Source organism: Tardiphaga sp. (assembly GCF_044336785.1).
In the GTDB taxonomy this organism is placed as follows: Bacteria; Pseudomonadota; Alphaproteobacteria; order Rhizobiales; family Xanthobacteraceae; genus Tardiphaga.
On sequence record NZ_JBIIOT010000120.1, the window covers coordinates 1 to 13651 of the forward strand.

General features: G+C 63.0%; 12 protein-coding genes. 5 read left to right on the plus strand and 7 right to left on the minus strand.

All coding sequences use genetic code 11. The features are described 5' to 3' along the window. Window positions 1-83: 83 nt before the first annotated feature. From ACIQ2A_RS23040 to ACIQ2A_RS23050, 3 genes are all read right to left on the minus strand, one after another. Entirely contained in the window at window positions 84-839 is a 756-nt protein-coding gene (locus ACIQ2A_RS23040) for a hypothetical protein (protein WP_398483793.1), read from the minus strand. A gap of 259 nt (window positions 840-1098) precedes the next feature. Beyond that, window positions 1099-2229 (minus strand): M48 family metallopeptidase, encoded by a 1131-nt coding sequence (locus ACIQ2A_RS23045; protein WP_398483795.1) that lies wholly within the window; start codon window positions 2227-2229, stop codon window positions 1099-1101. 114 nt (window positions 2230-2343) lie between these two features. Beyond that, window positions 2344-2904 carry a LemA family protein gene (locus tag ACIQ2A_RS23050; RefSeq protein ID WP_398483797.1) on the minus strand — a complete coding sequence of 187 codons (561 nt, stop codon included), beginning with the start codon at window positions 2902-2904 and terminating at the stop codon, window positions 2344-2346. A gap of 322 nt (window positions 2905-3226) precedes the next feature. On the opposite strand from ACIQ2A_RS23050, the gene ACIQ2A_RS23055 reads away from it, so the two are divergent. Next, the gene (locus ACIQ2A_RS23055) at window positions 3227-6151 is read left to right on the plus strand and encodes an autotransporter domain-containing protein (RefSeq protein WP_398483800.1); all 2925 of its coding nucleotides are present in this window, start codon (window positions 3227-3229) and stop codon (window positions 6149-6151) included. A gap of 62 nt (window positions 6152-6213) precedes the next feature. On the opposite strand, the gene ACIQ2A_RS23060 is transcribed toward ACIQ2A_RS23055, so the two are convergent. From ACIQ2A_RS23060 to smc, 3 genes are all read right to left on the minus strand, one after another. Continuing rightward, a complete protein-coding gene (locus ACIQ2A_RS23060; RefSeq protein WP_398483802.1) occupies window positions 6214-6594 on the minus strand; it encodes a hypothetical protein in 381 nt (126 codons plus the stop codon). A gap of 66 nt (window positions 6595-6660) precedes the next feature. Next, on the minus strand, window positions 6661-7641 hold the full coding sequence (locus tag ACIQ2A_RS23065; RefSeq protein WP_398483804.1) for a small ribosomal subunit Rsm22 family protein: 981 nt from the start codon (window positions 7639-7641) through the stop codon (window positions 6661-6663). A gap of 212 nt (window positions 7642-7853) precedes the next feature. Continuing rightward, a complete protein-coding gene (gene smc, locus ACIQ2A_RS23070) occupies window positions 7854-11318 on the minus strand; it encodes a chromosome segregation protein SMC (protein ID WP_398483806.1) in 3465 nt (1154 codons plus the stop codon). A 276-nt stretch (window positions 11319-11594) separates the two neighbouring features. Between smc and ACIQ2A_RS23075 the strand changes: the two genes are divergently transcribed. After that, window positions 11595-12299, plus strand: a complete 705-nt coding sequence (locus tag ACIQ2A_RS23075) for a hypothetical protein (protein ID WP_398483808.1) — start codon at window positions 11595-11597, stop codon at window positions 12297-12299. Further along, on the plus strand, window positions 12296-12694 hold the full coding sequence (locus tag ACIQ2A_RS23080) for a hypothetical protein (protein ID WP_398483810.1): 399 nt from the start codon (window positions 12296-12298) through the stop codon (window positions 12692-12694). The genes ACIQ2A_RS23075 and ACIQ2A_RS23080 overlap by 4 nt, the downstream gene beginning before the upstream one ends. Here the strand turns inward: ACIQ2A_RS23080 and ACIQ2A_RS23085 are convergent. Then, window positions 12691-12849, minus strand: a complete 159-nt coding sequence (locus ACIQ2A_RS23085; RefSeq protein ID WP_398483813.1) for a type II toxin-antitoxin system HicB family antitoxin — start codon at window positions 12847-12849, stop codon at window positions 12691-12693. The genes ACIQ2A_RS23080 and ACIQ2A_RS23085 overlap by 4 nt on opposite strands. 110 nt (window positions 12850-12959) lie before the next feature. Here ACIQ2A_RS23085 and ACIQ2A_RS23090 point away from each other — a divergent pair, with 110 nt between their 5' ends. Then, the gene (locus ACIQ2A_RS23090) at window positions 12960-13172 is read left to right on the plus strand and encodes a ParD-like family protein (RefSeq protein WP_398483815.1); all 213 of its coding nucleotides are present in this window, start codon (window positions 12960-12962) and stop codon (window positions 13170-13172) included. Continuing rightward, window positions 13169-13651: M24 family metallopeptidase (locus ACIQ2A_RS23095; RefSeq protein ID WP_398483817.1), on the plus strand; the 483-nt coding region annotated here is incomplete at its 3' end. The genes ACIQ2A_RS23090 and ACIQ2A_RS23095, both read left to right, overlap by 4 nt.

A 13651-nucleotide genomic window follows, 5' to 3' on the forward strand; every position in this document is an offset into this window, starting at 1 on the left:
TTTGCGGCACCCCCTCACCCGGCGCTAAGCGCCGACCTCTCCCCGGAGGGGAGAGGTGTCGAGAGGGCGGAGTTTAATCGATCTTACTGCTCGCCCGGCGTGCGTGCGCTGGGCTTGTCGTGCACGATATCTGTTAGCTTGATGCGGTCGAACTCGCTCCAGACATTCGCAAGCCAATGCCGCACATAGCCGCGCAGCACGAACGAATAGTTCGCCGCCTCGTCATTCGGGCCCTTGTTGGCGACGAATTTCAGGAACGGCACATGGGAGACTTCCACCTGCTCATAGGCCATCTCGTTGAGCTTCGGGATGACGATCTCGGTGGCGCCCTTGATCTTGTGGAAATAGGAGTTGTAGGTCGCCTGGTCCCATTCGAAGAAGCTGGTATTGTTGATGAAATTCTTCACCAGGAAATACTTCGCGCCATCCATGAAGCCGGCGGTCTCGGCGATTTCGTCCAGCGACGCGATCGACGGGCCGAGTATATGGAAGACAGCAAAGGTGATCTGGCCGGACTTGGCCGCATCCAGGAAGCCGATGTCCCGCAGCGAGGCGAGGGCAGGCGAGAGCAGGCCTGCGCGGACGTCGATGACGGTGACCGATGGCGCCACGGTGTTCAGCGTATCGAAGATCTTCATCTGGTCCGAGGTGGTCGTCATGTCGACGATCTCGGTGATGTCCGGGTGGAAGCGCTTCAGCGTGCCGCGCGGCGATTCCGTGTCGAAGGCCCGGGTCGCGACATTGTTGGCGCTGAAATAATCCAGAACGGTCCGCGACACCGTGGTCTTGCCGACCCCGCCTTTGTCCGCGCCCACCACGATCACTGCTGGCTTCGCCATGAAATTCCCTTAGCTGCTCGAAATCCCCAACGCACGAGCGAGACTCGCGCGCAGCCACTGTAGCCCATGGCTGCTTTGGGCGCGAACATGGCAGAATGATGGGGGATTTCAATCGCCAGATCACGGCAGATGATGGAAATCATTGGAGAATTTTGAGGAATCTCCTCTGTCGTCACCCGGCTTGACCGGGTGACCCCGTACACACCGGCCTGAGTTTACTGGATCGCCCGGTCAAGCCGGGCGACGACATTTGGAGGGATCAGGCGTGCTTGCCCCACGGGCCAGCGGTTGGGGCTCCCGTGGGCTGTGCCCCGTCGCTCAATGGTCCCGGCTCGGCCGGTTCGCCCTCCGGCAGAGCCTCCGGCTCCTCTGTCGCCTCACCGGGCAGCGTCAGCGGTCCGGGATCATGCCCGCCGGCATATTTGATCAGTGCGGCCACCCGCGCATCCACCGAGGGATGGGTCGCGAAAATATCGGCGAAACCCGAGCGCGGATTGTCCACGCACATTTCCATCACCGCCGAGGTCGCGCCCGGCAGCTCGCCGCGATTCTCGATCTTGCGCAGCGCCGAGATCATGGCATCCGGATTCTTGGTCAGCTCCACCGCGCCGGCATCGGCCATGAATTCGCGCGAGCGCGACAGCGCCAGCCGGATCACCTGAGACAGCGCCCAGGCAACGATGAGCAACACCACCGCGATGATGATGGCGAACATCGCGCCGCCGCCGCTCTTGCCATCGCTGGATGACGATTGCGAGGACGAGCGGCTGGAGGAGAAACGGTAATTGCCATTTGTGAAGGACCTGAACATCAGTTCGGCAAACAGTCCGACCACACCGGCGATGATGCCGGCGATCACCATCAGCTGCACATCGCCATTACGGATATGTGTCAGCTCATGGCCGAGCACGGCCTCGATCTCGTCATCGTCGAGATTGCGCAGCAGCCCCGTCGTCACCGTCACGGAATATTGTTCCGGATTGAGGCCGGTGGCGAAGGCGTTGAGCGCGTCGTCCTGCATGATCTTGAGCTTCGGCATCGTGATGCCGCGCGAGATACAGAGGTTTTCCAGCAGATTATACAGCCGCGGCTGCTCCTGCCGCGTCACGCTTGCGCTGCCGGTGATCATGTCGATCATCTTCTGATGACCGAAATAGGAAATGATGATCCAGCCGATGGCTGCGAGGGTTGCAAGCGGCATCACTCGCAGAAGATCGCGGAATGCCGCGTTGAGATAATAAGGCAGCGTGCCGCGATTGTTGCTCCAGACCTCCAGCACCAGCGCGCCGGCGAACACGACCACATAGATCAGCACGAACAGGCCGGCGAGCAGCAGCATCGAACGCGTCTTGTTCGATGCGATATGCGTGTAGAGACCGTAAGCTGCCATCGTGGGGTCCTGCTACGCACCATCAGCCGTCATTGCGAGGAGCGTAGCGACGAAGCAATCCAGTTCTTGGCTTTCTGGATTGCTTCGCTTCGCTCGCAATGACGTGGAACGACCTCAGAACTTGACCGTCGGCGCCGCCTCGACCTGCGCGCGGCTCTCGCCGAGGTCGAAGAACTGCTTGGGATGGAATCCCAGCGCGCCGGCGAACAGGGCCGCTGGCAGCTGCTGGATGCCGGTGTTGTATTCCGAGACCGCATTGTTGAAGAAGCGGCGCGCGGCGGCGATCTTGTTCTCGATGTCGGAGAGCTCGGTCTGCAGTTGCTGAAAATTGGCATTGGCCTTGAGGTCCGGATAGGCCTCGGCCAGTGCAATCAACCGGCCCAACGCGCCGGTGAGTTGCTGTTCGGCGGCGGCAACCTGGCCCGGCCCCTGTGCGCCCATCGCTGCATTGCGCGCCTTGATGACCTCTTCAAGCGTCCCGCGCTCGTGCGAGGCATAGCCCTTGACGGTCTCGACCAGGTTCGGGATCAGGTCATGGCGCAGCTTCAACTGCACGTCGATATCGGCAAAGGACTGGTCCACCCGCTGCCGCAGGGCCACCAGCCGGTTGTAGGTCGCGAACAGGAAAAACGCGATGACGGCGATGACGCCGAGAACGATCCAGCTGGTCGACATGTAAAAACTCCCCCCAAAGAGACAATGACATTAGCACCATAGCCGATGCTGCAAGCACAGGGCAGCGGCCGCCGGGTGAGGGCGACTTGTCTATGTCGCGGGCGGCCGGAGATATGTTCAATGCGGCTTCGGCGGGGCGATGCCATACGTTGAATTATGGGGGATATGCTCGCGTTGCGACGTGCCCTGTGTTGCGGCCACGCATCAGTTGGAATGACTCTGATGTGAGCCGGCTGCGGGTTGGCTGCACTGCGCGTTCCGTCACCGCACTGTCATCCACGAAACCTAATGAGCCTTAACTTCTGGGGCTGAGGGTTAAGTGATGCGGAATTGGCGTGACGGCGCGAGCCGGCTTGCGATGGGTGTGGTCGTGACGGCGCTGTTCGCGCCGATGACGGCAGAGGCACAGACATTTACGATCCCGAGCGGGACGACGAACACCACTGGACGCACCTTGACCGGTACGCAATCGGGCACGGTCGAAGCCGGTGCCACATTGTCGAGTGCGACTGCGATCACCTGGAGCGTCACTGCCGGCAATCCGTCGCCGGCCCCCGGCGTCACCATCGACAATTCCGGCACGATCATCGGCGCTACGCGCGGTATCGATACATCGGGCTCCGGCACGCCGCGCAATATCACAGTCTGGAATCGCGCTGGCGCCACCATCAGCGGCACGACAAACGACGCGTTCCGCATCAATAACGAAATCGGCAATGGGACGATCACCGTCCACAATTATGGCACGATCTCATCGACTGGCGGCCAGGCGCTCGATTTCGATGCGATCTCGTTGGCAACCGGCACGATCAACATATTCAACTATGCCACGGGTGTCATTCGGACCACGACATCGGATGCGGTTCGGCCGGGCGCAGGCGGCGTTGTGACCAATTGGGGTCTGATCTACTCAGAGGGAGTGATCGGATCGGGCGCGGGTACCGACGGCATAGACATGCAGGACCGTTCCGGAACGGTCATCAACAAATCCGGCGGCACTGTTTCAGGTTTTCGTCACGGCATTTCCGTCGGTGAGTTCGGCGGCGTGACTGTGACCAATGAAGCCGGTGGCACGATCCTGGGACGCAACGGTTCGGGCATTGGTTCGGACAACACAGGTACTGTAGTCAACTACGGTCGTATCACCGGCGCATATGACGGCAACGGAACCGGCGATGGTGACGGTGTCGATGTGGATAACGCCGCGACGATCACGAATTACGGCACGATCGAGGGTACCGGCGCTGGCGGCTATGATGGTCGCGGCCGCCTCAATAACAGCGAAGGTCTGTCGCTCGGCGGCGGCACGGTGACTAATTATGGTCTGATCAGTGGTGCCGGCAACGGCATTGTCGTCAACAATGATGGTGATGGCCATTTTGACCGCAGCGGCGTTGCTGCGACCACGATCGTCAACAACGCTGGCGGCACTATCATCGGACAGAACGGCTATGCGATCCGGTTCGAAAACAAGAGCACGGCAACGCCGGCGATCAACGATGATACGATCGTCAATTACGGCACGATCATCGGTAACGGCTCCATCCCGGACCCGAACGCCATTGTGCTGAAGCAGAATGGACTGGTGGACGAAAATTCAGTCGGCACACTGAACGGCGTCACTTACACCGGCACCGGCTCTGCCCGCTTCATCCGCGGCGACGGCTCCGCGATCCAGATGGGCGAGGGCAATGACGTCCTCACCAATTACGGCACCATCATCGGCAATACCGGCCGCGCCATCAATCTGGAAGGCGGCAATGACACGCTGAACATCATGAAGGGGTCGCGCATCGCGGGCCTGGTCGATGGCGGCGCTGGCAGCGATACGCTGAACTACAGCAAGGTTGGTCTTTCCGAGACGAACCGCGTGGCCCTGCAGAGCGGCCAGACCGTGAATATCGGCGGCACGCTCTATACGTCCTTCGAGGTCGTCAACGCCAATGCGCCGTCCTTCTCCGCTTTGGCCAATGCGAATGCGCGCGGCATCGCTGCGCTGTTCGATAATCTGCCGCTCAATGCCACGGGCCTCGGCGTCGTCGATATGCTGGACCGCGTCGCTAGCGCAAGTGATGTCGGCGCGGCGCTGTCGCAGCTGACGCCTGGATCGTATCAGAGCCTCGGCCGCATCGGCATGAACAATGCCCAGCAGACGACCTCGCTGGTCGGCCAGCATCTGACGCAGAATCGCATCAACGGTCTCGGCACCGATGTCTCCGGTACCGGCAATGCGCTGGCGATGTTCGATGGCGGCATGTTCGATCGCAATTTTGGCACTGATCGCGCATTGGCCGCTGTAATGGCCTTTCCGGGCAGTGCCGGCGCGTCGCTGGCGGAAGCCGGCTGGGGCACCGGCGTGGTCGATGCGATGGCCTATGCGCCGATCAACAAGGCGCCGGCGTTGCGCCCGATCGCGGTGACAGCCGATCACGGCTTCTTCGTCACCTCCGGCGCCAGCTTCGCTCGCGAAGGCGCGCGCGCGGATGCGCCCGGCTTCAAGGCGAACACGGTGAATGTGCTGGCCGGCTATGACCAGCGCCTCAGCGACAATTTCGTCGCCGGTGTGTTCGGCGGCTATGCCTTTACGCGCGGCGAGCTCGACAGCAATGGCAGCAACAGCCGGATCTCGACCGGTACCATCGGCGGTTATGGCACCTATCAGGCGCCGACCTGGTTCGCGACGCTGATGGGCCTTTATGGCTTCAGCGACTACACGACCTCGCGCGTGGCACTCGGCTCGGTCAATGACGCCACCTTCTCCGGCGATCACTATGCTATCCGCGGTACATTGGGCACCGACATCCGCGTTCGCGGCTGGGTGGTCACGCCGGAGATCGGCCTGCAATATATGCGGGTGATGACCGACGGCTTCACCGAGCGCGGCAGCGCGGCAGCGTTGATCGTGGGCGCAGACAGTTCGGAATCGCTCCGCTCCAGCGTCGGCGCGCGCTTCGCCTTTGACTATGCGATCAGCGGCGGCATGGTGACGCCGGAGCTGCGCTTCGCCTGGCTGCACGAATTCAGCGACGGCATCCGCGGAATCAATGCGAGCTTTGCAGATACCACGCTGCCCGGCTCGTTCGTGACCTCGACCGCATCAGGCATCCGCGACCGCGGCGTGCTGGGTGCAGGCCTCTCGGGCAAGCTCGCGCCGCTCACGGTGTTGTCGGTGAACTATGATGCGATCGTCGGCGGCAGCGATACCGTCACGCATCAGGTCATGGGCCGCATCAAGCACGCGTTTTAACGATCCCCTCTCCCGCGAAGTGGGAGAGGGGGCCCGAGCAAAGCGACAGGCGGGAGAGGGCCTTACGGCTTGGCGATATGCCAGGCACCATTCAGAAAACCATCGCCATTGGCCTCGCCAGCGGCGGTGTCCTTCTTGAAGGTATAAAGCGGCTTGCCCTTGTAGGCCCACATCTTCTTGCCGTCGTCGCGCACCACGATGGTCATGTCGGCGGTCGGCTTGTCGCTGTCGGCTGCAAACAGCGGCGGCCAGTTTTCTGCGCAGGGGCCGTTGCAGGCCGACTTGCCGCCGGCGTCCTTGTCGAAGGTGTAGAGCGTCATGCCCTTGGCATCGACGAAGGTCTTGCCCTTCGGCGTATCGGCCGTCTTCAGCGCCTGCGCTGAGGCAGCGGATGCGGTGAGCAGCACGGCGAGCGCCGCGGCGGTGGCGAATGATTTGGTCATGGATATCACTCCTGATGAACGATGCGACGCAGTCGCGTCAGGAGTTAGAACGCCCGCACCGCCGGATTATTCCGATGATGGGTGTTCGAAAACCGCATCGCCCCAATCGAGCTTTCGGAACTTGCTATAGAGTGCCTTGTCGCGCTTCGGTGCCACGGCAGCGATGATGCCATTGGTGGTGCAAAGCTTCGCCGTGATGGCGATCTTCGTCGTGATCGGCTGCGCTAGCACCCGCGATGGCCGTGGCGCGATCGGTGTGCGCGAGACGGCGAGATAAATAAATTTCTCGTCCTCATAGGGAAGTTCTGCGGATTTGAGTTGTTTATGCACGCGGGAGCGCTGCAGCCGCTGGCTGAAATGGCACCAGTCCGGCTTCAGCAGCGGGCACGTCTCGTCATGCGGGCACGGCGCGATCACATGCGCGCCGGCTCTGATGAGCTGCGTGCGGGCATCGAGGATGCGGGCATAGCCGGCTGGCGTGCCGGGCTCGACGATGACGAGTGTGTCATTCGTTTTCGACCACATGGCGGCGACGAGTTTTTCGCGCGCAGTGTCGGCGAGTTCGTTGATGACATAGCTCGCGATGACGAGATCGGCGGAAGGGGCATCGATGATCTTCGTCGGCGCATCACCGAGCGTGTAGGTGATCGTGCGATCATTCTCGCGCGCCAGTTCGATCGCGAGTGAACGCAGCGCCGGATTGGCATCGAGCAGAGCAAAGCTCTCCAGCGTCTCGAACGCCTCCGCGCAGGCCCATGTCGCCGTGCCCGGTCCGGCGCCGCAATCGAGCAGTGAGGTTGGCGCAAAATCCGGGCGGATCTCCTGCAAGGCATTGAGGCTCGCAATCACCGCGGCATAGGTCGCCGGCATGCGGGCCAGCGCATAGGCCAGAGCGTCGCTTTCGGTGCGGATGGTGGTTGAGCCGCCGCCAGCGCGATAGGTTTTGGAGATGGTGTCGGAGCGCTGTGCCGCGTCGGATCGCGACACGCCATGCAGGCGCGCGGCGAGGGATGCGGAGATGTGAGCGGGAAGATCAGGCGAGGTCATCTAAACAGCGACGCTCCTCTTATCCCTCCCCCAAGCGGCGAAGCCGCGCAGCGGGGAGGGTGGATCGAAGCGAGCGTTCAGCGAGCTTCGAGACGGGTGGGGTGGTGCGGCAGGCTCTGACGTCACGTGGTGATAGACCCCACCCCCGCCTGTCGGCGGACCTCCCCACTGCGCTTCGCTTGGGGGAGGGGGCCATTGGCTTCGTGTTCTCGTTACGCCACTTCCTGATCGAGGATCTTCACCGCGTTTTCCAGATCCACCGACACCAGCTGCGACACGCCGCGTTCCGCCATGGTGACGCCGTACAGGCGATGCATGCGGGCCATGGTGATCGGGTTATGCGTGATGGTGATGAAGCGCGTGTCGGTGGTCGCGATCATTTCGTGCAGCAGGCTGCAGAACCGCTCGACATTGTGGTCGTCCAGCGGCGCGTCGACTTCGTCCAGCACGCAGATCGGCGATGGGTTGGTCAGGAACACCGCGAAGATCAGCGCCAGCGCGGTCAGTGCCTGCTCGCCGCCCGACAGCAGCGACAGCGACTGCGGCTTCTTGCCCGGCGGTTTGGCGATGATGTCGAGGCCGGCTTCCAGCGGATCGTCGCTCTCGATCAGCTTCAGCTCGGCTTCGCCGCCGCCGAACAGTTCGACGAACATGCGCTTGAAGTGACCGTTGACCACTTCGAACGAGGTCATCAGGCGCTCGCGCGCTTCCTTGTTCAAGCTCTGGATGCCGGTGCGCAGCTTCTTGATGGCTTCGACGAGGTCGTCGCGCTCGGTGGCCAGGCTGTTATGCGAGCCCTCGATCTCGTTGAGCTCTTCCTCGGCGCGCAGATTGACCGCGCCGAGACGCTCGCGGTCGCGGCGCATCTTCTCGAGCTCGACTTCCACCTCATGCAGATCGGGTAGCTTGTCGTCCTGGCGCACTTCGGCGAGTGCGGCGACGCCATCCGGCTCCACTTCCAGCATGTCGCGGATTTCGCGCTCGATGTCCTCGAGGCGACGCTTGCCGCTTTCCATGCGCTCTTCCGAGCGTGCGCAGGCCTCGCGCGCCTGCGACAGGAATTCCAGCGAGGTGCGGGCCTCCCGGTCGGTGTCGCGCATCATGTTCTCGGCGGCCTGCAGCGCGTTCGCTGCCATCTGGCGCGCCTGCTCGGCATTCTCGACTTCGGTGATCAGCGCACGGCGCTTCTGCAGGAACAGCGCAGGCGCATCTTCCAGCTCCTCGCGCTCGCGCAGCAGTTCGGCCTGGCGCGAGGCCACGGTCTCGATCTGCGAGGCGGCGGAGGTCTTGCGGTTCTGCCAGTCGGCGCGCTCGGCGATGATCGCCTGCAGGCGGCGATCGGCGAGCTCCGCCTCGCGGGCCAGCGCCTGCGCTTCGGCACGCACCTGCGCAGCCGCGCGGCGATAGCCGTCGATCTCGGTGCGGACATCGGCGAGCTTGGCTTCGGCCTCGGCGGTGTCGGGCAGTTCCTCCAGCGCCATATGCGCGGATTCGAGCCCGGCTTCGGCTTCCATGCGGTCGTTGGAGAGGCGCGACTGCGCTTCGGTCAGCGTCGCGCGGCGGGCGGCGTGGCGGTTGATCTCGCGCTCGGCATTGGCCTGGCGTTCGCGGGCCTGATCGACATCGCGGCGGGCATTGCGCAGGGCATCGCGCGATGCGCCTTCCGCGGAGGCCGCCGTCTTCAGCGCGGCTTCCGCGCTTTCCAGCGCTTCGCGCTTGGCGATCGCATCGATCTTGGCGTTTTCGAGATCAGCCTCGATATCCGTCAGGCGGGCGCGCTCGGCGAGACGACGGGCTGCACCGGTCGGCGCATGCGCACCGGCGACAAAGCCGTCCCAGCGCCAGACGTCGCCTTCCAGCGTCACGAGGCGCTGGCCGGTCTTGAGCTGCGAAACGAGGGCCGCGCCCTGATCCTTGGTGACGATGCCGATCTGCTTCAGGCGGCGCTGCAGCTCCGGCGGCGCCGTGACATGCTGCGCCAGCGCCTCGATGCCGTCGGGTAGCGCCGGATCATCGGCGGGCACGCCGGCATCGGTCCAGCGCATCGGCGCCGAGGGATCGACGGGCGCATCGAGATCGTCGCCGAGCACGGCGCCGATGGCCTTCTCATAGCCCTTGGTGACACTGACGCCGTCGATGATCGGCGGCCACAGATTCTTGGTCTCGCCATTGAGGATTTTCGAAATCGTGCGCGCTTCGGTCTCGAGGCGCTGCACTTTCTTGTCGGCTTCCGCCAGCGGCGCACGCGAGGCTTCCAGCGTCTGGCGCGCGGCGATATGCGCGCCCTCATTGTCGCTGACCGACATTTCCGCCTGCAGCAGGATCTCCTGCGCGGTCTCCATCAGGGCGGCAAGTTCGTCCAGATCGCCGAAGCCCGAGGTCTGCGCCGTCAGCGCATCGATCTCGCTCTCGACGCGGCTGATCTCCTGGCCGAGGCGGGTCAGGCGATCGGCCTGGCTGCGCACATTGGACTGCAGCTGGTTGCGCTTCGCCGTCATGTCGGCATGGGCGGTGGTGAGTTCGGAGAAGGTGCGCTCGGCCGCGGCCAGCACCTGCTCGGCCTCGGAGACGCGGTCATCGACGCCGCCACGCAGCTCGACGCGCTGCATGATCTCCTCTTTGAGCATCGTGTCTTCTTCGTCGAGCCGCAGCAGCGCGAATTCGGCGTCTTCCGACTGCTTCATTTCGCGGGCGACGTCGGCCTCGAACTGGTTGAGGCGGCGATCGAGCTCCTGCGCGCGCTCCTCGGCGCGCTTCTCTTCGCGGTCGAGCAGGTCGCGGGCATTGGTCAGGCGCTGCAGGCCGGCGGCAGCAGCCGCTTCCGCCTCGCGCATCGCCGGCAGCTCGGAGGCACGGATCGCCTGGATGCGGGCCGATTCGCCCTGGATGCGGGTCGCTTCGGCGAGCTCGACCACATTGCGATCATGGGTGGTGGCGGCATCGGCATTGTCCGCATGCGCCTGGATCCAGCGCAGGTGGAACAGCATGGCCTCGGCCTTGCGCACCTTGGCGGCGACTTCGCGGAAACGCGTGGCCTGGCGGGCCTGCTTCTTCAGGCCTTCCATCTGGCCTGACAGTTGTCCGATCACGTCCTCGACGCGGGTGAGGTTGGTTTCGGCCGCCTTGAGGCGCAATTCGGCCTCGTGGCGGCGCGCATGCAGGCCGGCGACGCCGGCGGCGTCTTCCAGCACGCGGCGGCGCGCCTCGGGCTTCGCTTGGATGATTTCGCCGATCTTGCCCTGGTGGACGAGGGCCGGCGAGCGCGCGCCGGTGGCGGCGTCGGCAAACAGGATCTGCACATCGCGGGCGCGGACGTCGCGGCCGTTGATGCGGTAATTCGAGCCGTTGTCGCGCTCGATGCGGCGGGTGATTTCCAGGATCTCGGCATCATTGACCATGGCCGGCGCGGTGCGCTCGGCATTGTCGATGGTCATGGTGACTTCGGCATGGTTGCGCGAGGCGCGGTTGCCGGAGCCGGCAAAGATCACGGCTTCCATGTCGGTGGCGCGCAGCGACTTGTGCGAGGTCTCGCCCATCGCCCAGCGCAGCGCTTCCACAAGGTTGGACTTGCCGCAGCCATTGGGGCCGACGACGCCGGTGAGACCGGGTTCGATCATGAAGTCGGTCGGCTCGACGAACGACTTGAATCCGTTCAGGCGCAGGCGCGTGAGTTTCATGGATACGGTACTCTAGTTAAGCCAGTTGTCGGGCAACACGAATCCCTGAGCGCAAACAATAGCATGAATGCATATGCTGCGCCGCCCGGGACGCGCGGGCACGGCTCTCAATTGGGCCCGACAATGGCGAGACGAGGGCAGCGGAGCAACCGCGGAACCCGCGTTGTCCCAAGGGTTTTGCAGGGGATAAGGGGCGGGAAGGGCAGGAAAAGGGCTTGTTTTGTAGGCCGTTCCGAAAGTGTAGCGAATTACACGCTGCCCGCGTAGGATTGAGGAATGCTCCAACTCGCCGCCAACAAGAATGCGTCTTTGCTCGGGACCGGGTTTTATACCGTCCCGGAGGCCGCGCGTTTGCTCAAGATTTCGCCCCTCAATATCCGGCGGTGGTTGGGAGGCTATACCTACAAGCATGGGGAGAAGGTGGTGAAGATGCCGCCTCTCTGGTCCCCGCAACTGCCCGGTCACGATCATCACCTCGAACTCGGCTTCAGGGATTTGATCGAACTGCTCGTCATGAAGAGCTTCATCGATCGAGGTCTGAGCATCGCTGTTGTGCGGAACTGCCTGGATGTTGCGCGTGAATGCGCGAACGATCCGCGGCCGTTTTCGACCCGCCGCTTTCAGACGGATGGGCGAACGATCTTCCTGGAAAGCCTGCGCGGTCTGGACGATGCCGAGGTGCTCGATCTCAAGAAGCAGCAATACGTGATCAAAAGACTGATCGACCGAACCTTTAAGGACCTCGACCTCTCGGATGACATCGTAACGAGCTGGCGTCCCTATGGCGGCAAACCCAGCATCGTCGTTGATCCCGAACGCGCTTTCGGTCAGCCGATCGCTGCAAGTTACGGTGTACCGACCGTGGTCTTGGCGCAGGCAGTCGAAGCCGAAGGCTCGGTCGAGAAGGTGTCGCAATTGTACGACGTGCCCGGAGGCGTCGTGCGCGACGCGGTGAAGTTTGAACATTCACTGGCGGCGTGAAGGTCTTTTTCGACCATAACATGTCCCCCGCGATGGCCCGCGCACTGGCTGAATTATTCAGGAAACAGCACGAGATCACCTTTCTCGCCGAGAAATTCGCGCGGGACACGCGCGACATCGACTGGATTTCCGCGTTGAGCAGCGAAGGCCAGTGGGTCGTCATTTCGGGCGACCGGCGCATCACCAGGAACCGCGCCGAGTATCATGCCTTTCGGAATTCGAATCTAATCGGCTTCTTCCTCGCCGAAGGCCTTTACAAGGCGCCGGTGATCAAACAGATGGAGCGCCTGCTGGCATTGTGGCCGACGGTGGAAGGCGTCTGCGAGCGCGTGCATGGTGGCGCGATGTTCGAACTCCCCATGCGAAGCACGCGGCTGCGGCAGTTGAAGTTTTAGGCGATGGAGGCCGAGAGGCAGCCTTCGATCGCCTCGCGCAAATTGACCATCAACTCGTCCATGGTCTCGCCCTCGCTGGCGCAACCGGGGATCGCGGGGACTTCGGCCCAATAGCCGCCTTCCTCTGCGTCATGCACGACGATTTTGATCTTCATGATGATCTCCTTGCCGGTGAGATCGGCAGCCCGGCAACGAGATCAAGTGCTTGGCTTTCTCATTCGTACCGAATATACGCTTCATATATGAACCGTATATGGAGCATCCCATGGGCATTGTGAGCATCGACGACGATCTGCATGAGCAGTTGCGCAAGGCGACCAAGGTGTCGTGCCGGTCGATCAATGCGCAGGCGGCTTACTGGATCAGGATCGGCATGCTCTGCGAGGCCAATCCGACGCTGAGCTACACCGAAATCCTGGCGCACGAGATGAGCGCGGCGGGGGTGGCGATGCCATTATTGGCCGCGAGCGCGGCATGACAAAAGCGCCGCAGGAGCTGGCATTGATGGCGGAATCCGGCCGGCTGCTGGCCTCCGTCTTCGCGCTGCTGGATCGCACCGAGCTGGTCGGTCGCTCGACGCTCGAGATCAATGACATGGTCGAGCGCTTCATCACCGAGGACCTTGCCGCGCGGCCGGCGAGCAAGGGGCAGTATGGTTTTGCATTCGTGCTGAACGCATCGATCAACGAGGTGGTCTGCCATGGCATTCCCTCGAGCGCGGATGTCTTGCAGGACGGCGATATCGTCAATTTCGACATCACGCTGGAGAAGAACGGCTATATCGCCGACTCCAGCAAGACCTATTGCGTGGGCGCAGTGAACACCGCGGCGAAGCGGCTGGTCGAGGCGACTTATGAGGCGATGTGGCAGGGCATCCGTGCAGTGCGGCCGGGGGCGCGGCTCGGCGATATCGGCTTTGCCATCGAGCGCCACGCAAAACGCTGCGGCTATTCGGTG

Coding starts and splice junctions, on each gene's coding strand:
- ACIQ2A_RS23040 (WP_398483793.1), bottom strand. CDS start 839: ATGGCGAAGCCAGCAGTGATCGTGGTGGGCGCGGACAAAGGCGGGGTC.
- ACIQ2A_RS23045 (WP_398483795.1), bottom strand. CDS start 2,229: ATGGCAGCTTACGGTCTCTACACGCATATCGCATCGAACAAGACGCGT.
- ACIQ2A_RS23050 (WP_398483797.1), bottom strand. CDS start 2,904: ATGTCGACCAGCTGGATCGTTCTCGGCGTCATCGCCGTCATCGCGTTT.
- ACIQ2A_RS23055 (WP_398483800.1), top strand. CDS start 3,227: ATGCGGAATTGGCGTGACGGCGCGAGCCGGCTTGCGATGGGTGTGGTC.
- ACIQ2A_RS23060 (WP_398483802.1), bottom strand. CDS start 6,594: ATGACCAAATCATTCGCCACCGCCGCGGCGCTCGCCGTGCTGCTCACC.
- ACIQ2A_RS23065 (WP_398483804.1), bottom strand. CDS start 7,641: ATGACCTCGCCTGATCTTCCCGCTCACATCTCCGCATCCCTCGCCGCG.
- smc (WP_398483806.1), bottom strand. CDS start 11,318: ATGAAACTCACGCGCCTGCGCCTGAACGGATTCAAGTCGTTCGTCGAG.
- ACIQ2A_RS23075 (WP_398483808.1), top strand. CDS start 11,595: ATGCTCCAACTCGCCGCCAACAAGAATGCGTCTTTGCTCGGGACCGGG.
- ACIQ2A_RS23085 (WP_398483813.1), bottom strand. CDS start 12,849: ATGAAGATCAAAATCGTCGTGCATGACGCAGAGGAAGGCGGCTATTGG.
- ACIQ2A_RS23090 (WP_398483815.1), top strand. CDS start 12,960: ATGGGCATTGTGAGCATCGACGACGATCTGCATGAGCAGTTGCGCAAG.